Annotated in this window: 12 protein-coding genes and 1 pseudogene; 8 read left to right on the top strand and 5 right to left on the bottom strand. The window is 73.5% G+C overall.

What is annotated here, in order from left to right; all coding sequences use genetic code 11:
- Positions 1-57: 57 nt before the first annotated feature.
- Positions 58-1,581, bottom strand: coding sequence for a type VII secretion protein EccB (gene eccB / locus ACQY0Z_RS22770; RefSeq protein ID WP_439812727.1), 1,524 nt, complete (start codon positions 1,579-1,581; stop codon positions 58-60).
- A gap of 181 nt (positions 1,582-1,762) precedes the next feature.
- Between eccB and eccE the strand changes: the two genes are divergently transcribed.
- The 8 genes and pseudogenes from eccE to ACQY0Z_RS22730 all read left to right on the top strand — a co-directional run bounded on the left by eccE (position 1,763) and on the right by ACQY0Z_RS22730 (position 14,181).
- The gene (eccE, locus tag ACQY0Z_RS22765; protein ID WP_439812726.1) at positions 1,763-3,091 is read left to right on the top strand and encodes a type VII secretion protein EccE; all 1,329 of its coding nucleotides are present in this window, start codon (positions 1,763-1,765) and stop codon (positions 3,089-3,091) included.
- The gene (locus ACQY0Z_RS22760; RefSeq protein WP_381728326.1) at positions 3,088-3,906 is read left to right on the top strand and encodes a hypothetical protein; all 819 of its coding nucleotides are present in this window, start codon (positions 3,088-3,090) and stop codon (positions 3,904-3,906) included. Before eccE ends, ACQY0Z_RS22760 begins: the two co-directional genes overlap by 4 nt.
- A gap of 270 nt (positions 3,907-4,176) precedes the next feature.
- Complete coding sequence (locus ACQY0Z_RS22755) at positions 4,177-7,632, top strand: SCO5717 family growth-regulating ATPase (protein WP_439812725.1); 3,456 nt, start codon at positions 4,177-4,179, stop codon at positions 7,630-7,632.
- Between the two features lie 264 nt (positions 7,633-7,896).
- Positions 7,897-9,789, top strand: a complete 1,893-nt coding sequence (locus tag ACQY0Z_RS22750; protein WP_254588612.1) for an ABC transporter substrate-binding protein — start codon at positions 7,897-7,899, stop codon at positions 9,787-9,789.
- 15 nt (positions 9,790-9,804) lie between these two features.
- Positions 9,805-10,869 carry an ABC transporter permease gene (locus ACQY0Z_RS22745; protein WP_381727805.1) on the top strand — a complete coding sequence of 355 codons (1,065 nt, stop codon included), beginning with the start codon at positions 9,805-9,807 and terminating at the stop codon, positions 10,867-10,869.
- Positions 10,866-11,801 carry an ABC transporter permease gene (locus ACQY0Z_RS22740; RefSeq protein ID WP_189906375.1) on the top strand — a complete coding sequence of 312 codons (936 nt, stop codon included), beginning with the start codon at positions 10,866-10,868 and terminating at the stop codon, positions 11,799-11,801. Before ACQY0Z_RS22745 ends, ACQY0Z_RS22740 begins: the two co-directional genes overlap by 4 nt.
- Positions 11,798-12,832, top strand: a pseudogene (locus ACQY0Z_RS22735) (ABC transporter ATP-binding protein); the annotation flags it as partial. The gene ACQY0Z_RS22740 and the pseudogene ACQY0Z_RS22735, both read left to right, overlap by 4 nt.
- A gap of 338 nt (positions 12,833-13,170) precedes the next feature.
- On the top strand, positions 13,171-14,181 hold the full coding sequence (locus tag ACQY0Z_RS22730; protein WP_439812724.1) for an ABC transporter ATP-binding protein: 1,011 nt from the start codon (positions 13,171-13,173) through the stop codon (positions 14,179-14,181).
- 23 nt (positions 14,182-14,204) lie between these two features.
- Here ACQY0Z_RS22730 and ACQY0Z_RS22725 read toward each other — a convergent pair whose 3' ends face one another.
- The 4 genes from ACQY0Z_RS22725 to rbfA all read right to left on the bottom strand — a co-directional run bounded on the left by ACQY0Z_RS22725 (position 14,205) and on the right by rbfA (position 20,576).
- Positions 14,205-15,170, bottom strand: a complete 966-nt coding sequence (locus tag ACQY0Z_RS22725; protein WP_189906919.1) for a bifunctional riboflavin kinase/FAD synthetase — start codon at positions 15,168-15,170, stop codon at positions 14,205-14,207.
- A gap of 162 nt (positions 15,171-15,332) precedes the next feature.
- Positions 15,333-18,746, bottom strand: coding sequence for a trypsin-like peptidase domain-containing protein (locus ACQY0Z_RS22720; RefSeq protein WP_439812723.1), 3,414 nt, complete (start codon positions 18,744-18,746; stop codon positions 15,333-15,335).
- Between the two features lie 475 nt (positions 18,747-19,221).
- Positions 19,222-20,130: a tRNA pseudouridine(55) synthase TruB gene (gene truB, locus ACQY0Z_RS22715; protein WP_189906915.1), complete on the bottom strand. Its 909-nt coding sequence runs from the start codon at positions 20,128-20,130 to the stop codon at positions 19,222-19,224.
- The gene (gene rbfA / locus ACQY0Z_RS22710; RefSeq protein ID WP_019527009.1) at positions 20,127-20,576 is read right to left on the bottom strand and encodes a 30S ribosome-binding factor RbfA; all 450 of its coding nucleotides are present in this window, start codon (positions 20,574-20,576) and stop codon (positions 20,127-20,129) included. Before rbfA ends, truB begins: the two co-directional genes overlap by 4 nt.
- Positions 20,577-20,602: the final 26 nt, after the last annotated feature.

Here is a 20,602-nt window from a genome sequence, read left to right as displayed (position 1 = left end):
CCGTCGTCCATGGTCCGTACGCGCGAGGGGGACATGCGTCCACCCGTGGCCGGCGGATCACGAACCCTGGGGCTGCCGGGCGCTGTTGGTGGCGAGGCGCGGCCCCTTCGCCAGGAACTCCGACCAGGCCAGCGGGATCCTCGCCGGACGTACGTTCTGGTAGCCGAGCTTGACCTGCGCCTCGCTGAGCTCGGGGCTGCCGTCCGGACCGCCTTCCGGGTCGGCCCCGATGTCCGAGGTCTCGCTGTCACTGTCCCCGTTCGCCTGGACGGCGTACCGCAGTCCGGTGTCCGTCACCAGGAAGAGGGATCCGGCGTCGGACGCCGTGCCCTGGATCTGGGTGTAGAGCTGTCCCGTTCCCGGGGTGACGTACGTGCTCGTGCCGTCGGCCGTGATCTCCACGGGATAGTCCGTGCCCGCCCAGGTGCTGAGGACCGTCGAGTTGTCCTTGCCCACGTCCCGGAGCACGCTGCACACGGTGTCCCGCCCCCCGTCAGGGGAGTTGACCTGGCGGACGCGCAGATCCGGCCAGTCGTCGGACTGGCCCTCGAAGGGTTCGGTGTCAGGGGTGAAGTCCTGCAGGCCCACGGTGCGGGCCTTGCCGTTCATGTTCAGTCCGGCCGTCTGCGGCGAGGAGATCAGCAGCCAAGCGGTGAACTCGCTGACCGGCTGCGCTTTGCCGGGCAGGACGACGAAGTACCGGGTTCCTTCGCCGGTCTCCGTCCGGAGGACCATGCCGACCCGGTTCTCGTCGTCCGACAGTTGCCCGGGCACGTCCGCGGGGCCGCCGACGCCGGCAGGGAGCTCCGGGAAGCGGAGCGGGTCGCCCTCGTGCAGGGTGGCCAGCCACTCCTCGGTGACGAGTTGCGGCTCACGCGAGCCGACGAGCGCGATGGTCAGCGGGTCGGACTTCTCGCCGGTGACAGCGTAAGCGGTGCCGCGGGAGTCGACGAGGTAGCGATCACCCGCGCGGGTCTTCACGTACAGGGCGTCCCCGCCGGACAGACGGTCGGCGTCGTCGGTCTTCTTCCGGTCACCGTCGGCGAGTACGAACGTGGCTTCCTGGACCGTTCCCTTCCCGTCCTTGCCGCCGGGCTGGGCGCAGACGGCCCAGCGCTTGGCCTCGCCCGCCTCCTCGGCGGAGGGCAGACGGTCGGGCGCGTAGGGGATGCCGAGGATCGGTCCGCGTGGCAGCTTCCCGGAGTCGAGGACCTTGTCGCTGACCTGGACGACCTTGTAGCCCGCGTCCTTCATCAGCAGGCGCGCGGAGGCGAGGTTAAGGACCGGGTGCAGGCGGGTGACGCCGTCCGTCTTGAGGACGACGTAACGGGTCGTCGACTGCTTGCCCACGATCACCCGGGTACCGGGCTCGTCCCAGCCCGCGGGCGCCGTGGGCTTGAACATCCCCCACGCTCCGAAGACGCCCAGCGCCAGCACGCCGACGACGAGGCTGGGGACGACGGCCCGCAGCGGCCGTGGCGCCCCTTCCTCCGATCCCGACGGCGAGGGCTGGAGAAAAGCAGCCAGCATGCGCCGCTTCGCAAAGGTGTAGGCGTTGAGTTCGTCCCGCCGTGATGCCATCGGTGCCTGCCGCTCCCCCACTTACCGCCCCGGGTGCGAATCCCCGGCCGTCCACTGTCGGACGGGCCCCCTACTATGCCTGGTGATCGTCGGAGTGCGGCGACGGGTAGGGTACGCGAGCTCATTCTGAGCCGCTGACGGTGTTGTTGCTCAGGCTGTTGTGACCAGAGCGGGGGATGGAGTGAGGGCTTCGAGGACGCGGGCGCGCGGTCCCGCAGGGGCGACGCGATCGCCGGCAGCCGGGCCGGAGGGGGCCGCCGGGCCGTCGGCCGACGACCGGCAGGCGCGGGGTTCGCTCCAGCTCAGACTGCGTACGGGGCACGCCGGTTCGTTCCGCTTGCAACGACTCGTGCCGCTGGAGATCGCCGTGGCCCTCCTGCTCGCCGGGTGGGTGATCGGCCCTGTGGCGCTGGTGCCGGCCGCCGTCGTCGCCGTCGTGCTCACGGTGCTGGCCCTGGTCCGTCGCCGTGGGCGCTCGCTGCCCGAATGGCTGGCCACAGCTAGGGCGTTGAGGGCGCGGCAGAAGCGGGGCGCAGCCCTCGAACTGCCACCTGGGGCCGAGCCGGGACTGACGCCGGTGCTCGAGTGCGATCCGGCCCTGCGCACCTCCTCCTACGGCGTACGTGACCGCCGCCCCGTCGGGATCGTCGGGGACGGGACCTTTGTCACCGCTGTGGTGCAGGTGGAGGCCGACGCCACCGCGTTGCGGGCCGAGCGGAGCCGGCGGCCGTTGCCGTTGGCGCTGGTGCGGGACGCTCTCGAAGTGGACGGTATCCGGCTGGAGTCGGCGCAGGTGGTGCTGCACACCCAGCCCGCGCCCGCGTTGCATCTGCCGCCGCAGTCGGTCGCCGTCACCAACTACGCGCCGCTGCAGGCGCAGACTGGCGCTCCCGCGGTGCGCATCACCTGGATCGCGCTGAAGCTGGACCCCGAGCTGTGCCCGGAGGCCGTGGCCGCCCGGGGTGGCGGGCTGCACGGCGCGCAGAAGTGCGTCGTGCGCGTCGCCGACCACCTGGCCAGCCGGCTGACCGGCGCCGGGTTCCGTGCGACGGTGCTCGACGAGGAGGAGCTGATCTCCGCCGTCGCCACCTCCGCCTGCGCCAATCCTCTGGTGACCGCCGAGGCGGGGCGGGCCGACCGGCGGGAGCGGCGTACCGAGGAGTCCAGCCGCAGCTGGCGTTGCGACAACCGGCGGCACACCACCTACTGGATCCGCAAGTGGCCCTCCCTGGGCGGCGCTCAGGGTGCGTCCCTGCACCAGTTCGTCGCCCGGGTCACCGGCGTGCACGCGCTCGCCACCACGATCAGCCTCACCCTCTCCCCCGGCGACCGGCGCGAGATGTCGCTGACCGGCCACCTCCGGGTGACCGGACGCAGCGCCGAGGAACTGACCGGGGCCCGGCGCGCGTTGGAGGCGGCCGCCCGTGACGCGGGCGCCGCGCTGACCCGGCTCGACCGGGAGCAACTGCCCGGCGTGCTCGCCACTTTGCCGCTCGGAGGTGCCCGGTGACGGCCATGACGACACAGAACCCGCAGGGGCCCGGCAACTACGGCGTGCCGCCGGGTGCGGCGGCGGGTGACGGGCTGGCCGTCCCGGACGCCGGTGGGCGGCGGGCGCGTGGCGCGTTGCGTTTCGGCTTCGGGTTGTTCGGGCCTCGCCATGGTCGGCACACCCTGTCCGCGGACGACCTGGACGGCCTCGCGCTGCCCATCGGGGACGACGGTGTCGTCATCGGTGTGGACGCCCAAGGACAGCCCGCGGTCCTCGGGGTGAACCGGCCCACGCCGTACGACGTCGTGCTCATCGGCGGTCTGTGGACCGCCCAGGTGCTCGCGCTGCGGGCCGCTGCGACCGGCGCGCGGGTGGCCGTGGAGACCGGCCGGCCCCAGGCCTGGACGCAGATGATGCACGCCATGGGCGGCGGCCAGAACGGGCTTTCGGTGTACGACGTGGGGCGCGTGCCCCCGCAGGGCGCCTCGGCCGGCACCCCGGTGCTGGTGGTGCGGGACTGCGGCATGCGGCCTCCGCGGGGGCGCGTGGTGTCCGGACCCTGGCAGTCGGTGCTGACCCTGCTGCCCTACCTCAGCCCTGTCGCGCCCCGGCTGGTGCGGCAGGCCCGGCTTGTGGGCGTTCAACGGATATCTCCTGACGAGTCCGCCGAACTGGGGCGCACCATGGGCTTGCCCCGCGCCGACATCGACGCCCTGCCGACCCTCGTCGACGGTGTCACCCTGTGGTGCTCCGACCGCGACCGGCAGTACGTGACGACGCAGCCGACCGACGCGGAAGTGGGGTTGCTCGGTACGCCTCGGCGGATGGACTGACGTCCGGACGTTCAGCAGGACTCCCGTGGCCCGGGGGCGGCGCGTGATCAGCGCCTTTTCCCTTGGGGGAGTTCGTCGCGGTCGGCGTGCTTTCGTCCGGGTTCCCGGAGGGCGGGCCTCCCGGGGGGAGCGTCGTGGTGATTAGGCTGGTACCGGTGTGACGCCAGAACCTGTGCCAGAACCTGTTGTACGGGTACGGGCGTCCTGACGGGGAGGGCAGATGGTCGCCCCCAGCACGGCACAAGGGTGCTCGACCAACCAGGAGGAACTGTGAGCAGCGATCGGGACGGTACGCACGGGAGCTGGGCGACCCCCGGCGATGACCAGCCCGACGCGGAGTCCGCCGTCGAGACGACGGGCGAGTTCACCATCGACTACGCGCCGCCGGCCTGGTACACGCAGAACGCCTCGGAGGCTTCTTCGTCGGCTTCGGCCGCCGGTTCCTCCGGTTCCTCCGGTTCCACCCCTAGTTCCGACTCCGACTCCGGGTCCGGTTCCGGTGGCTCGTCCGGTTCGTCTGCGGGTTCCGCTGGTTCGGGGGCTTCGGGGAGTTCTTCGTCGCTGTCCGCCGGGGCCGTTCCGCCTCTGCCGGGGCTGACTCCGCCTCCGCATGCCGTGGGGGCCTCCGGGCCGTCCGCCCTTCCGACGCCTCCGGCGCCGGCTCCCGGCGCGCCCTTCACCCCGCCTCCGCCTGCGCCCGCTCCGGGCGCCCCGTTCACGCCTCCCGCGCCCGCGCCCGGTGCGCCGTTCACGCCTCCCCCTCCGCCCTCCGGCGGGCCTGTCGCCGTACCCCGGCTGCCTGTCGGCAGTGGGTTCGAGCCGCAGCAGCCGGAAGCGGACGCGGAGGAGGGGAAGCCTGCGACGGCTTCCTCCGACGCTTCTGTGTCTCCTGCCGCTGTACCCGTCATGCCGGTCGGGCAGGAGCCGTCGCAGCCCATCGAGCCCTCCGACGGGACCGACTCGGGCGACATCGAGAGCGGCGCCACCATTCGTTTCTCAGCCGCCGCCCTGAAGCGGGAGATCGCGGAGCGCGATGCCGCCGCCGAGGCGGAGAAGGCCGAGGCTGAGAAGGTTCAGGAGGAGGCCGCGGAGGAGGTCTCTTCCGGGGACGAGGACGGGGCCGAGTCCGAGTCCGACAGCCGCTCCGACGTCGACATCGACTCCCACACCGACAGCTCCGACGCTTCGGTTGATCCCGTCGTCGCGGAGGACGACGCTTCCGACGACTCCTCCGAGTCCGGTGAGAGCGCCGACGAGCCTGACGCTCTCGACGTCGACTCCTTCGGACCCGACGACGTGGAGAGCGCCGCTGCCGGGGACGAGGGCGACGAGGACGACGTTCCGACAGCGTCCCAGGACGAGAACGAGGCCGCAGACGAGCCTCAGGACGCCGTCCCCTCCGACGACGAGCCCGAGGACTCAATCCCCTCCGACGACGAGCCCGAGGACTCCGTCCCCGCCGGCGCGGACGAGCAGGACGACGGGCCCGAGGATGCCGTTCCGGCGTCGGTCGACGCGCCTCAGGCGCCTACGGCTCCGCCCGCCTTCCCGAGCGCTCCCCCTGCCGGTGGTGACTGGTCCGTCCAGCCCCCGCAACCGCAGGCGCCGGAGGCCGCCGCGCCCGCTCCACAGCCGCCTTTCCAGCCGCAGGCGCCCCAGCCGGCGCCCGCTGCCTGGAACCCCCCGCCGGTTCCCCCGGCGCAGCCGGCTGCCGCGGCGCAGCAGCCGCCCCAGGCTCCGACCCCGCCCGCGCCCCCGACCGGGTACGGCTTCCCGCCCACCGGGCCCACGCAGCCGCCCGCCCAGCAGCCCGGCTACGGGTTCCCACAGCCCACCGCCGAGCCCTCGGCGCCCGCCGCCCAGCAACCGCCCCAGGCTCCGACCCCGCCCGCGCCCCCGACCGGGTACGGCTTCCCGCCCACCGGGCCCGCCCAGCCGCAGTCCCAGCCCGAGGCGCAGCCCGGATACGGCTTCCCCCAGCCTCCCGCCCAGCCGCAACCACAGTCGGGTGCGCCCGCCACCCCGCCCGCCGGTTACGGCTTCCCCCAGCCCGGCCCCGCCGCCGGTGCCCCCGGTGCGCCCACTCCCCCGGCACAGCCCAGCGGTTACGGCTTCCCCCAGCAGCCCACCCCGCCCGCCCAGCCGCAGCCGCAGCACGCCCAACAGCCCCACCCCGGCATCCCGCCCCAGGCCCAGCCCCCGCAGGTGCCTCAGGCCCCGCAGACAGCCCAGCCCCAGCCCCCGCAGCCGCCCGTCGACCCGCGGACCGGCACCGCCTGGCCGCAGCCCGTGCAGCACGACCAGCGGCAGCCGGTCAACCCCGGTGCCGCGCCCCTCGGTTACACCGCCGCCGTCGAGCTGTCGTCGGACCGCCTACTCAACAGCAAGAAGCAGAAGGCGAAGAGCAGCCGTCCCGCGGCCGGCGGGTCGCGGTTCAAGCTGGGCGGGAAGAAGGAGGAGGCCGAGCGGCAGCGGAAGCTGGACCTGATCCGCACGCCGGTGCTGTCCTGCTACCGCATCGCCGTCATCAGCCTCAAGGGCGGCGTCGGCAAGACGACCACCACCACCGCGCTCGGCGCCACGCTCGCCAGCGAGCGGCAGGACAAGATCCTGGCGATCGACGCCAACCCGGACGCCGGTACGCTCGGCCGCCGGGTGCGGCGTGAGACCGGGGCCACCATCCGTGACCTCGTCCAGGCGATCCCGTACCTCAACTCCTACATGGACATCCGGCGGTTCACCTCGCAGGCGCCCTCCGGTCTGGAGATCATCGCCAACGACGTCGACCCGGCCGTGTCCACGACGTTCAACGACGAGGACTACCGGCGCGCGATCGACGTGCTCGGCAAGCAGTACCCGGTCATCCTCACCGACTCCGGTACCGGTCTGCTCTACTCCGCCATGCGCGGCGTGCTGGACCTCGCCGACCAGCTGATCATCATCTCCACGCCGTCCGTCGACGGCGCGAGCAGCGCCAGCACCACGCTGGACTGGCTGTCGGCGCACGGGTACGCGGACCTCGTGTCCCGCTCCCTCACCGTCATCTCCGGTGTGCGCGAGACCGGCAAGATGATCAAGGTCGAGGACATCGTGTCCCACTTCGAGACGCGCTGCCGTGGCGTCATCGTCGTGCCGTTCGACGAGCACCTGGCCGCCGGCGCCGAGGTCGACCTCGACATGATGCGGCCCAAGGTGCGCGAGGCGTACTTCAACCTCGCGGCGATGGTCGCCGAGGACTTCGTCCGGCACCAGCAGTCGCACGGGCTGTGGACGTCCGACGGCAACCCGCCGCCGGTCGCCGCCCCGCCGATGCCGGGCCAGCCGGTCCCGGGCCAGCCCTACCCCGGTCAGCCGGTCCCCGGTCAGCCGGTTCCCGGTCAGCCCGCCCCCGGGCCGTACGTGCCGGGTCAGGTCGTCCCCGGGCAGCCGGGCGCGTACCCGCAGCAGCAGCCCCAGCCGCCGCAGCACCCCCAGCAGGCCCCGCAGCAGCCTCAGCAGGCCCCGCAGCAACCTCAGCAGGCCCCCCAGAACCCGCAGGCGCCTCAGGCCCCACAGCCCCACCCGGGCCAGCCCTACGCCCAGCCGGGACAACCGGGACAACCGGGGCAGCCGGGGCAGCCGGGGCAGCCGGGGCAGCCGGGATACCCCGCCCAGCCCCCTGCCCAGCCGGGCCAGCAGCCCCAGCCCGGCCAGCAGCCCTACCCCCCGTACCCCGGCCAGCAGTAGCAGCGCGCAGCCAAACCCCGCCGTAACCGAAAGCGGCCCCTTCCACCGAGGGGCCGCTTTCCCGTATCCGCGTCGCCAGCCGCCCACCAGCACCGCGTCACCGGTCTCGACCAATGGGCGCAAACTCTGCGTCAAATCAGCGTTTCCGCAGGCCACACGGGGTGCCAGCGCCGTTGACGGCCGCACGGACCGCTGATAGACACACCCTCACTCATCTGATCAACCCGTCCCACCCGTGCGATCGACGACACGAGGTCTGCGCCCATGGACACGAACGATCAGTACGGCGGCCATCACCGCACCCCCGGCCGGGCCCCGCTCGGCCGCACTCCCCGCCGCGCCCGGCTCGTCGCGGCTGCCGGCGCCGCGGCGCTCGCGCTCAGCGCCGGGCTCGCCACTCCCCTCAGTCCCGCACCGTCACAGGCCCACGCGGCCGACGACGACGGCAAGAAGGTGCTGACGGTCGCGGTGGCGCAGAGCGTCGACTCACTCAGCCCCTTCCTCGCGGTGCGGCTGCTCAGCACCAGCATCCACCGGCTCACCTACGAGTACCTCACCAACTACGACCCCGAGGACAACAGCGTCGTACCGGGGTTCGCGACCAAGTGGGAGTCCTCCCCGGACAAGCTGACCTGGACGTACACGATCCGCTCCGACTCGAAGTGGTCGGACGGCGAGCAGGCGACCGCCGAGGACGCGGCGTGGACGTTCAACACGATGATGACCGACCCGGGCGCGGCCACCGCCAACGGCAGTTTCGTCTCCAACTTCGAGAAGGTGACGGCCCCGAGCCCCACCCAGCTGGTCATCGAGCTGAAGAAGCCGCAGGCCACGATGACGGCGCTGGACGTCCCGATCGTGCCCAAGCATGTGTGGGAGAAGGTCGACGACTACTCGAAGTTCAACAACGACAAGGACTTCCCGGTCGTCGGCAACGGGCCGTTCGTCCTCACCGACTACAAGCCCGACAGCTACGTACGGCTGAAGGCCAACAAGGACTTCTGGCGTGGCGCGCCGAAGTTCGACGAGCTGGTCTTCCGCTACTACAAGGACCAGGACGCGGCGGTGTCGGCGCTGCGCAAGGGCGAGGTGTCGTTCGTCGCCGGATCGCCCTCGCTGACGCCCGCCCAGGCGGCCTCGCTCAAGGGCGAGAAGAACATCCACGTCAACGACGCCCCCGGCCGCCGCTTCTACGCCCTCGCCACCAACCCGGGCGCCAGGGCGAAGAACGGCGAGACGATGGGTGACGGGCACCCCTCCCTGCTCGACCAGCGGGTGCGCAACGCGCTGTTCAAGGCGGTGGACCGCGAGGCCGTCATCGACAAGGTGTTCCAGGGGCACGCCGTGGAGGGCGCGGGCTACATCCCGCCGCGCTTCTCCCCGTACTTCTGGAAGCCGTCGCCCGGCCAGGAGTTGACGTACGACCCTGACGAGGCCGGGCGGATGCTCGACCAGGCCGGGCTGAAGAAGAACGCGGACGGGCGGCGTATCGGCAAGGACGGCAAGCCCATCACCTACCGCGTGCTGTGCCACGCCACCGACCCGAACGACAAGGCGATCGGCCAGTACCTCCAGGAGTGGTGGGGCGAACTCGGCATCGGCGTCACCCTCAACTGCCTGGACAACGTGACCGATCCCTGGCTGGCCGGTGAGTACGACCTCGCCTTCGACGGCTGGTCCGTCAACCCCGACCCGGACTTCGTGCTGTCGATCCACACCTGCGCCGCGCTGCCCGCCACCCCCGAGGAGACGGGAGCGACCGACAACTTCATCTGCGACAAGACGTACGACGAGCTGTACGCGCGGCAGCTCGCCGAGTACGACCCGGACAAGCGGGCGGCGATCGTCAAGCGGATGGAGTCGCGGCTGTACGACCTCGGGTACATGAACGTCATGGCGTACCCGAACGCGGTGGAGGCGTACCGCACCGACCAGATCGAGTCGATCACCACCATGCCGGCGAAGGCGGGCAACATCTACGGACAGGACGGCTACTGGAGCTGGTGGTCGGCGGTGCCGGCCGACTCCGGTGATTCTTCCGGGGGTTCGTCGTCGACCGGGGTGGTCGTCGGGATCGTGGCCGGTGTCGTCGTCCTCGCCGGTGCGGGCGCCTTCTTCACCCTGCGGCGCCGGGCGACGGCCGACGAGCGTGAGTAGCGGACGGAGGTGCCGATGACCGCCGACGCGGCGTCCGCACCGGTCGGGAAGACGGGCGCCGCCGGACCCGCGGCGGCGCCCCACGGGCCGGGCGCCCGCACCGCCACCGCGTATCTGCGGTACGTCGCCGGCAAGCTGGCGGGCGCGGCGGTCTCGCTGCTCGCGGTGCTCGTCACCAGCTTCTTCCTGTTCCGGCTGATCCCCGGCGACCCGGTGAAGTTCATGACCGGCGGGCGGCAGGTCTCGGCCGAGCAACTCGCCCATTACCGTAAGCAGTTCGGGCTCGACCTGCCGATGTGGCAGCAGTTCACCGACTACTGCGGCAAGGCCCTCACGGGAGACCTGGGGACTTCGTACCAGTTCAACGCCCCGGTGATCGACAAGATCACCGAGGCGCTGCCCAACACCCTGCTGCTCACCGGCACGGCCTTCGTGATCTACACCTTGCTGGGCATCTTCCTCGGCACCCGGTCGGCGTGGCGGCACGGGCGGCTCGGCGACCGGCTCAACACCGGTCTGGCGCTCACTCTTTACTCGGTGCCGTCGTTCTGGCTGGGGCTGCTGCTGATCGTCACGCTGTCGGTCGGGATCGGGCCGCTGCCGGGGCTGTTCCCCACCGGGGGCATGGAGTCGGGCGGCGAGGAGGGCTTCGCGTACGTCGTGGACGTGGCCCACCACCTCGTCCTGCCGGTGGTGACGCTGGTGGCCGTCGAGTACGGGCAGACGCTGCTGGTGACCCGGTCGGCGCTGATGGACGAGATGGGCAGCGACTATCTGACCACCGCCCGCGCCAAGGGGCTGCGCGACGACCTCGTACGGCGGCGTCACGCGGTGCCGAACGCGCTGCTGCCGACCGTGACGCTGATCTTCATCAACCTGGGCCGCACGGTGGCCGGGGTGATCCTGGTGGAGACGGTGTTCTCCTGGCCGGGCCTCGGCGGGCTGTTCTACCAGGCGCTCAGTGTGCCCGATCTGCCGCTGGTGCAGGGGCTGTTCCTCGTGTTCGCCGCCGCGGTGATCGTGATGAACACCCTGGCCGATCTGATCTATCCGCTGCTCGACCCCCGGGTGGGCCGATGACTTCCGAGAACGGAACGACCAAGGCGCAGACGGCGCTCGCGGTCCCGTCGCGCTCGCTCGCCTGGCGGCGGCGACGGGACTCGGCCGCGCGTTTCTGGCGGCAGTACCGGGCCCACCGGGCCGGGTTGTCCGGTCTCGCGGCCCTGCTGCTGTTCGCGCTGCTGGCGCTCACCGCTCCGCTGCTGGTCGGCTCCGACGTCGACAACGTGACCGATGCGCCCGGCGGCCCGCTGGAGGACCCGAGCGCTCGATTCCCGTTCGGCACCGACCGGTTCGGGCGGAACCTGCTCGGTCTGGTGATCTGGGGTGCGCGCGTCTCGCTGCTGGTCGGGCTGCTCGCGGCCGTCCTGTCGGTGGCGATCGGCACGCTGATCGGGGTCACGGCGGGGCACTTCAAGGGCTGGTACGCCACGGTGATGATGCGGATCACCGACTGGTTCCTGGTGATGCCGACGCTGGTGCTGGCGATCGCGCTGGCCACGGTGATGCCGCGGTCGCTGCTCACCATCGTGGTGGCGATCGGGGTGACCACCTGGCCGACCACCGCCCGGCTGGTACGCGCGCAGACCCTGGCCGTGGAGACCCGGCCGTACATCGAGCGGGCGCGGGCGCTGGGCGGTGGGCACTGGCACATCATGTCCCGGCATGTGCTGCCGAACGTGATGCCGCTGGTGCTCGCCCAGACGACCCTGATCATCTCCACGGCGATCCTCGCCGAGGCCACTCTCGCCTTCCTCGGGCTCGGCGACCCGACGGTCGTGTCCTGGGGCGCGCTGCTGCAGGACGCGCGGGAGGCGGGCGCGGTGAGCTCCGGGCACTGGTGGTACCTGGTGCCGCCGGGCGTCGCCATCGCCGTGGTGGCGCTGGCGTTCACGCTGTGCGGACGGGCCGTGGAGCAGGTTCTCAACCCGAGGCTGGGGGTGTCCCGGTGAGCCTGCTCGAGGTGAGGGACCTGACGGTGACGTACGCGGGCGGCGCGGCGGCCGTGCGCGGGGTGGACCTGCGGCTGGAGGCCGGCCAGAAGCTCGGGATCGCCGGAGAGTCGGGGTGCGGCAAGTCCACGCTCGCGCTGGCGCTGCTACGGCTGCTCCCTGCCGGCGCCCGGGTCGGCGGGGAGATCCTGCTGGACGGCGAGGACGTGCCGGCCATGAAGTGGGGCCGGGTGCGCGCGGTGCGGTGGGCCGGCGCCTCGATCGTCTTCCAGGGCGCCATGCACTCCCTCAACCCCGTGCACCGCATCGGCGACCAGATCGCCGAGCCGATCCTGTTGCACGGCCGGGCGACGGCGGCCGGGGCCCGGAAGCGGGCGGGGGAGCTGCTGGAGCAGGTGGGTCTGCCGGCGGCCCGTGCGTCGGCGTATCCGCACGAGCTGTCCGGCGGTCAACGGCAGCGGGTGATGATCGCGATGGCGCTCGCCTGCGACCCCCGTCTGATCATCGCGGACGAGCCGACCACCGCGCTCGATGTGATGATCCAGGCGCAGATCCTGCGCCTGATCGAGCAGTTGGTCGCCGACCAGGAGGTGGGGCTGATGATGATCAGCCACGACCTGGCGGTGCTCGCCGACACCTGCGACCGGCTCGCGGTGATGTACGCGGGGCGGGTCGTCGAGGAAGGGCCCGCCGCCCAGGTCTACGAGGACGCCCGACACCCGTACGCACGCGCCCTGTCGGCCGCGTTCCCCCGTATCGGCGACCCGTCCTCACGCTTCGCGCCGCGCGGCCTCCCCGGCGACCCGCCCGACCCGTCGGCGCTGCCGGACGGCTGCACGTTCCATCCGCGCTGCCCGGTGGCGCTGGACTCCTGCGCGGTAGAGGACCAGCCCCTGCGCGAGGCGGGCACGGCGGCCTGGCGGGCGGCCTGCGTACGGGTCGGGCGGGGCGGATCCGAAGGCGCGGGGGCGGAGGGGCGACGCGAAGGCGCGGGGGCGGACGGGTGGAGCAAAGACACAGGCCCGGCCCAGCGGGGAGAAGACGCGGGGCCAGACCAGCGCCCCGAAGACACGGTGCCAGACCAGCGGAGCGAAGACGCGAGCCCGGACGGGCGGAGCGAAGACGCGAGCCCGGACGGGCGGCGCGAAGACGCGGGCCCAGGCCACCGACGCGAAGACACAGGCCCGGCCCAGCGACACGAAGACACGGTGCCAGACCAGCGGAGCGAACACGCAAGCCCGGCCCAGCGACGCCAAGGCACAGGGCCAGACCAGCGACCCGTAGACGCGGAGCCGGACCAGCGGCGCGAAGGCCCCCCACCGCCCGGTGAGCCCGCCCGCCCCGGCAAGGAAGCGAGGCCCCGCACCCCATGATCCCCACGCCCCCCATCGCCTCCGTGACCCCCACGACGACCGCGCTGCTCAGTGCCCACCGCGTGCACGTCGCCTTCCCCGGGCGGCACGGCGCGTCCGACGCCCGGGCCGTGGACGGGGTCGACCTCGACATCCGGCGGGGTGAGATCGTCGCCCTGGTCGGTGAGTCGGGGTGCGGCAAGACCACGCTGGCCCGCACCCTGCTCGGGCTCGTCACCCCGACCGACGGCCGCGTCACCTTCGACGGGCGGCCCCTGGAGTACTCCGGCCACTCCCTGAAGGCGTACCGCAAGCGGGTGCAGCTGGTGCTGCAGGACCCGAGCGGCTCGCTCAACCCCCGGCACACCGTGTACGACGCGGTCGCCGAGGGGCTGCGCATCCACGGTCACCGCGGTGACGAACAGGCGGCCGTGGCGGGGGCGTTGTCCCGGGCCGGGCTGCGACCGCCGGAGCGCTTCTTCCTGCGCTATCCGCACGAGCTGTCCGGCGGTCAGCGCCAGCGGGTGGTGATCGCGGGCGCGCTGGTGCTGGAGCCCGAACTCCTCGTCGCCGACGAGCCGGTGGCGTCCCTCGACGCGTCCGTGCGCGGCGAGATCCTGGCGCTGCTGCTGCGCCTGCGCGACGAACTGGGGCTGTCCGCACTGGTCGTCACGCACGACCTGGGGCTGGCGTGGAACATCGCCGACCGGGTGGCGGTCATGTATCTGGGCCGGATCGTGGAGACGGGGCCGGTGGAGCAGGTGCTGACCGCTCCCCGGCATCCCTACACGCAGGCGCTGCTGTCGGTGCTCCCCGAGGCGCCCGGCGACCCGGTGGTGCTGACCGGTGAGCCGCCGGACCCGTCCCGTGTCCCGTCCGGCTGTCGTTTCCACGCGCGCTGCCAGATCCTGGCGGGCGGGGAGGCGGAACGGGCCGGGGTGGCCGAGGCCTGCCGGACGCGGGACCCGGGGATCCTGACCGGCGACGGCACCGCGCAGGTCGCGTGCCACTGGGCGGCTGGGCGCTGACCTCCCCGAAATACCTGAATGCCTCAGGCGTCTCTGGCCTGCTCGGCGGCCGCGGCGACGAGCTCCCTGCACCGCTCGACGTCCCGCCCCATCTGCTCCAGCAGATCGTCCAGCGTGTCGAACTTGGCCTGCCCGCGCACGAACGCCAGGAAGTCCACGGCGACGTGCAGCCCGTACAGGTCGAGGCCGACGCGGTCGATGGCGTACGCCTCGACGGTCCGCTCGGTGCCGTCGAACTGCGGGTTGGTGCCGACGGAGATCGCCGCCGGCATCGCCTCGCCCTGCGCGTGCAGCCAGCCCGCGTAGACCCCGTCGGCGGGGATCGCGGTGTGCGGGAGCGTCTCGACGTTGGCGGTGGGGAAGCCGAGGTCGCGGCCACGCTGGGCGCCGCGGACGACGACGCCCTCCACGCGGTGCGGGCGGCCCAGGATCTCGGCGGCGCCCTCGACGTCGCCCTCGGCGACCAGGCGGCGGGTGAGCGTGGAGGAGAACGGCTCGCCGCCGCCCGCCTCACCGGACACGTACAGGTCGACGACCTCGACGTCGAAGTCGTACACCTTGCCCTGCTCGGCGAGGAACTGCACCGTGCCCGCCGCCTTGTGGCCGAAGCGGAAGTTGGGGCCCTCGACGACGGCCTTGGCGTGCAGCTTGTCGACCAGCACCTTGACCACGAACTCGGCCGGCGACAGCTTCGAGAACTCGGTGGTGAAGGGCAGCACCAGCACCGCGTCGACGCCCAGCTCCGCCATCAGGTCCGCGCGCCGGTGGTGCGGGGCGAGCAGCGGCGGGTGGCTGCCGGGGCGGACCACCTCGCTGGGGTGCGGGTCGAAGGTGACGACGACCGCCGGGACTCCGAGCGCGCGGGCGCGGTCCACGGCGTGCCGGATGATCAGCTGGTGACCGCGGTGCACTCCGTCGTAGGAGCCGATGGTGACGACGCTGCGCCCCCAGTCGTGGGGGATGTCCTCCAAGCCACGCCAGCGCTGCACTGTGACTGCTCCTTGTCGAAACCTTGTCGGACGAACCCGAGTCCGTGACTTCTCTGCGCAGCTCTAAGAGTGCCATGCCGGGTGGCCCCGGCTCGCATCGGCATGGGGGCTGTGTGACGACGTGCACGCGCCGGGTGGCGTCACGTGCGCGCGCCGGTGGCGTCAGACGGGGACAGCCGCGCCCGTGAGCTCGTCGATCACCTCCCGGGTGGCGGGTCCGACGAGCGGTCCCCAGACGTGCGGGGCGTCGGTGAGCCAGCCGGCCACGGTGGCCGCGAGGCCGGGGACGTGGCGGGCCAGGTCGGCGAGGGTGCGGTCGAGGCGGACGGCGCCCTCGGCGGTGCGGACGAGCAGCAGTGCCGTGCGGTGGACGAGCACGCGCAGCTCGGGACCGGTGGTGCGGGCACCGGCGCGCAGCACCGCGTCCAGCACGCCGGGGTCGGTCTCCCGGTCGAGCAGCGTGTCGAGCAGGCCCCGTCGCAGGGCCCGGGAGGCGGAGGTGCCGGGCGCGGCCAGGACCCCGGCGAGGGCCTCCCGCAGGGGACGCGGACCGCTGTCCAGCAGCTCCGTGAGGAGCAGGCGCAGCACGGCGCGGGCGGCGGGGCCGAGCTCGATGCGGCGGTCGGCGTACCCGGCGACGCAGCCGGTCAGCTCGGGCCGCCGGGCGGCCGCCTCCCGGACGAGGGCGGCGACCGGCCGGGCGAGGGCGGGCGTGGTGGCGTCGGCGAGGGCGCGGAAGGTGTCGTCCGGATCCGTGCCCTGCGTGAGCCGGGTGCGGAAGGCGTCGAGGACGGGCTCGGTGTGGGTGGTGAGGGCGTCGCTGAGCGCGCTCGCCGGGAAGTGCGGGTCGCCGGCCGCGAACCGCTCCAGCGCGCGGGCGAGGTGGCGTCCCCTGCTGTCCGGGTCACGGACGAGGAGAGCGAGGGCGCCGCCGTGCAGCGCGCGGTCGGCGCTGCGCACCAGGACGGCGAGGGCGGCGTACCGCAGCAGGGTGCGGTCGCCGAGGTCGCGGGCGTAGGGCGCGACCCGCAGGCCGTGGGTGACGGCCGCGGCGCGGCGGGCGGGTCGGGGGTCCTCCGCCCACCGGTCGACGGCCCGGCACAGGGCTCCCGGGTCCTCCTCGGCGAGCACGGCGAGGAGTTCGTCGGCGCGCCGGTGCGGACTGTCGACGAGCGCCTCGGTGAGCGCGTCGGGCGCGCCGTGGCGGTGGGTGTGCAGCAGGGCCTGCGCGGCGGTCGCCACGGTGGCGTGCGGGGTGGCCGGCAGCGGCCGTTCGTCGTCGAACCAGCGGATCAGGTACGGCAGGACGGTCGCGGGGTCGGCGGTGAGCATCCCGGCGACGGTGTCGAGGAAGCGGGGGCCGCTCTCGCACGGGGGTCCGTCGGCCGGCAGCAGCCGGCGCAGCAGGGCACAGCGCGCCTCCACGGGCAGCCGCAGCCGCGTCCAGAAGGCGGGCCCCAGCTCGGGCGGGACGGTCCGCCGCTGCTCCCGCCAGGCCACGACACGGTCGGCGAGCAGCCGCAGCACGTCCGTGTACGGACCCGCGTCGGGTACGCGGGTGAGGGCGCCGGTGAGCAGGCGGGAGGCCCACCAGGAGCCGGGGTCGGCGTCCAGGGCGTGCGTCAGGTCCGCGAGGCGGGAGGCGAGCCGGGCGGGGCCGTGCCGGCGGGCGAGGCACAGCAGCGCCTCGACGACGGGGCCGATGCGGTGGCGCGGCACGGGGTCGGTGTCGGCGGCGGGGGTGTGCACGAGGGTGCGCAGGGCGCCGTCGAGGTCGAGGTGGGCCCCCTGGAGCCAGTCGGCGAGCTCCTCGCGCCCGAACCGGTAGCCGTCCCCGGCCGGGACGAGCAGCCCTTCGGCGACGACGGCGCCCGCCCAGCCGGGCGCTGTGCCGTCGGTACTGTTCACGGCGGTCGCGGGTCCGGACGCGGGGAACAGCTCCTCGAACGACGCGCGGTCCAGCGCCCCGTCCTCCGTGCCGAGGCAGCGGCGGGCCGCCTCGTGCGCCTTCCCGGCGGCCCGGACGGCCAGACGGCGTACGGCGGTGCCGCGGGCGCCGAGTCCCCCGGCGAGGCGCTGGGCGATGCGCAGGCAGGTCAGGTCCAGGTGGGCGGTGAGCACGTCGTCGCGGTCGACGGGGCCGTCGGGTGCTGTGGCGGCTACGTCGGAGCGGACCTCGGCGAGCAGGCGCAGGGTCAGCGGGTGGGCCGCGTCGGCGTCGGTGACGGCGCCCTCGGGGATGCCGTACCGGGCGCGGGCGTCGCGGGCCTCGTCGGCGGTGAGGTCGCCGAGGACCACACAGGGCGGGAGGTTTTCGGGGCACGCGCTTCCGTGGTGCAGCAGGGCGGGCGGGTAGCCGGCCTCCTCCCAGTGCTCGGGGGTGCAGGACACCACGAGGCGGGTGCCCGTCGCGCGCAGCCGGCGCACGGTCTCCTCGGTCCACGCGGCCCGCCGCCGGTACAGGCCGGGCTGCATCTGCTCGGGGTCGTCGAGGAGGAGCAGCAGGGGGCGGCCGGCCGCGTGGGCGAGCGCGGCGAGACGCTCGGGCGCGAGGTCGCCGAGGTCCTGCGGCGGGAACGGCAGGGAGGCGGCCACATCGGCGGCGGCCCGGTCCAGGGCGCGGCGGGCGGCGTCGGCGGCGGAGGTGTCGTCTTCGCGCAGGTCGGTTCCGCGCAGCCAGAGCGTGGGCAGGCCCGCGTGGTGGCGGCGGGCCGCGAGGGCGGCGAGTTCGGTGCTGCGGCCGCTGCCGGGCGGTCCTACGAGGCCCAGGACGGTCGCGTCGCCGCGCTCGAAGGCGTACAACTCGGCGCGGGCGGCGGCCCGTTCGGCCGGTTCCACGATCGGCCGCGGGGCGTGGCGGGCCACGGAGGCGGCGGTGAGCTCGACGACACCGGCGAGGTTGAGGTCGGTCCCGTACGCGGGGACCGTGGCCGCGTTCTCCATGAGCAGCGCGGCGAGGGCGGGGACCATGGGGTGCAGGGGGACGGCGAAGCCGACGTCGGAGGCGGCTGTGCGCAGCGCGGTGCCGAGGACGCCGACGACGGTGCCGGTCGCCGGGTCGAGCACCGGGCCGCCGGCCGCTCCGCCGCCGAGCCGCAGCGCGTCCCGGCCGGCCGTGCCGACGGCGAGTTCGAGGGCGCCGGGGACGTGGTGGGTGCGGTCGGTGGCGGTGTACGTGACCGTGGTCGTCCCGAGCACGCGCGCCTCGCGCCAGCCGCCGGCGGGGATGCGCACGTACGCGCCGGTCGGCACGGTGTCCCGTGAGGTGACGGGGAGGGGGGCCACGCCCAGGTCGCCGGCGCGTACGAGGGCCAGGCCGAGGGCGGGCAGCGGGGTGACGGCATCGGCGGTCACGATGCTGTGGCGGCCCTCCGCGCCGTGCAGGACGAGACGGGGGAGGCCGTCGACGGTCTCGTGGCTGGTGATCACGGTGCCGTGCCGGTCGGCCACGAAGCCGGTGCCGCGGGGACGGCCGGCCAGGTCGTGGAGTGTGACCAGCCCGGGGTCCGCGGGCGGGTCCCCGGCTGGCCGGAACCGCTCGAGGGCGTACCTCGGGGCGTCGAGCGACGGCATCATGGAGCCTCCTGCCGTGCCGTACCTGGTGCCTTGCCCGTGACCTTAGGGCCCCGATGATCAGCGGCGCAGTGCGGCAGGGGAACGCGCCCCCTTCCACTCCCCCGGTTCACTCCGAGCGCCCGCACATGAGGGTGAACAGGGAGGGGGTGATGGACAGACCCTAGGGGTGGGGGAACCGAGGGGGGCCGTGGAGCGGCGCAGAGCCGACCCCGTGCCGCGCCGCTCCACGGACGGCCTCCGGCGGTTCTGTGACACCGGGGTCGCTGCGGGTCCCGCCGTCCGGGATTCGCCCTCGCCGTCCCTTCCCTCCCCCACTCTCGGCTCCGCTCGAGGCGGGGGAACCCCGTCGTCCCCGGGGCTGCGCCCCAGACCCCCTCGTCGGCCCTGGCGGGCCTCGTCCTCAAACGCCGGAGGGGCTGCAGACAGCCCCTCCGGCGCTTGAGGTGCATGGTCCGGGGCGGAGCCCCGGGAACGGTCAGGGGGCGAACACCGCCACGCTCTTCGCCTTCCCCCGCTGCTCCTCCACCAGCGCCAGGAACCGCCCCTCGGGCCCGAAGACCGCCACCGGCCCCCGGCCGGCGTACTCCTCCGGCATCTCCAGGCGGACGCCGTTCGTCAGCAGCTTGGCCCGGCGTTCGTCGACGTCCCAGCGGGGGAACGCCGCCGCCGCGGCCTCGGCGATCGGCATGACCGTCAGGTTCTCCTGGAGTTCGTCCAGGGTCTTCGCCGCGTCCAGCCGGTAGGGCCCGACGCGGGTGCGGCGCAGCGCCGTGAGATGGCCGCCGACGCCCAGTCCCGCGCCCAGGTCGCGGGCGAGGGCGCGGATGTAGGTGCCCGAGGAGCAGACGACCGAGACGACCAGGTCCAGCACCGGTGTGCCGTCCTCGGCGACGGCCTCGCGGACGTCGTACACGGAGAACGAGGACACCGTGACCGGGCGGGCCGGGATGTCGAAGTCCTCCCCCTCGCGCGCCCGCTTGTACGAGCGCACCCCGTTGATCTTGATGGCGCTGACCTTGGACGGCACCTGCATGATGTCGCCGGTCAGGGCGGCGATCCCCGCGTCGATGGCCTCGCGGGTGACCCGTGAGGCGTCGGCGGAGGCGGTGATCTCCCCCTCGGCGTCGTCGGTGACGGTGGTCTGGCCGAGCCGGACCGTGCCGAGGTACTCCTTCTCGGTCAGCGCCAGATGGCCGAGGAGCTTGGTGGCGCGCTCGACGCCGAGGACGAGGACGCCCGTCGCCATCGGGTCGAGGGTGCCGGCGTGGCCGACCCGGCGGGTGCGGGCGATGCCGCGCATCTTGGCGACCACGTCGTGCGAAGTGAAGCCCGACGGCTTGTCGACGATGACAAGGCCGTCGGGCGGGGTCTGCTTCTGGGTCATTCGGCGGTGTCGTCCGTCTCGTCGTCTTCCGGCTTGCGGTACGGGTCGGCTCCGCCGGCGTACGTGGCGCCCGCGGACGCCTCGCGCACCTTCGCGTCGGACTGGCGCGCCTTGTCGAGGAGGTCCTCGATGTTGCGCGCGGTGTCCGGCAGGGCGTCCATGACGAAGGTCAGGGTGGGGGTGAACTTCACGCCCGCCGCACGGCCCACCTCGGAGCGCAGCACGCCCTTGGCGGACTCCAGGCCGGCCGCGGCCGCCTTCCGCTCCTCGTCGTCCCCGTACACCGTGTAGAAGACGGTCGCCTCCCTGAGGTCGCCGGTGACCCTGGTGTCCGTGATGGTGACGTGCGAGCCGAGCCGCGGGTCCTTGATCCCGCGCTGCAGCTTCTGGGCCACCACCTCTCGGATGAGGTCCGCCAGCCTCTTGGCACGCGCGTTGTCGGCCACTGGTCCGTCTCCTTAAGTGCTTAACG

The sequence above is a fragment of the Streptomyces sp. P9-2 genome, from assembly GCF_051903975.1.
Taxonomy (GTDB): domain Bacteria; phylum Actinomycetota; class Actinomycetes; order Streptomycetales; family Streptomycetaceae; genus Streptomyces; species Streptomyces cellulosae.
The sequence above is the reverse complement of the archived record's forward strand: the minus strand, read 5'-3'. Positions and strand labels throughout refer to the sequence as shown.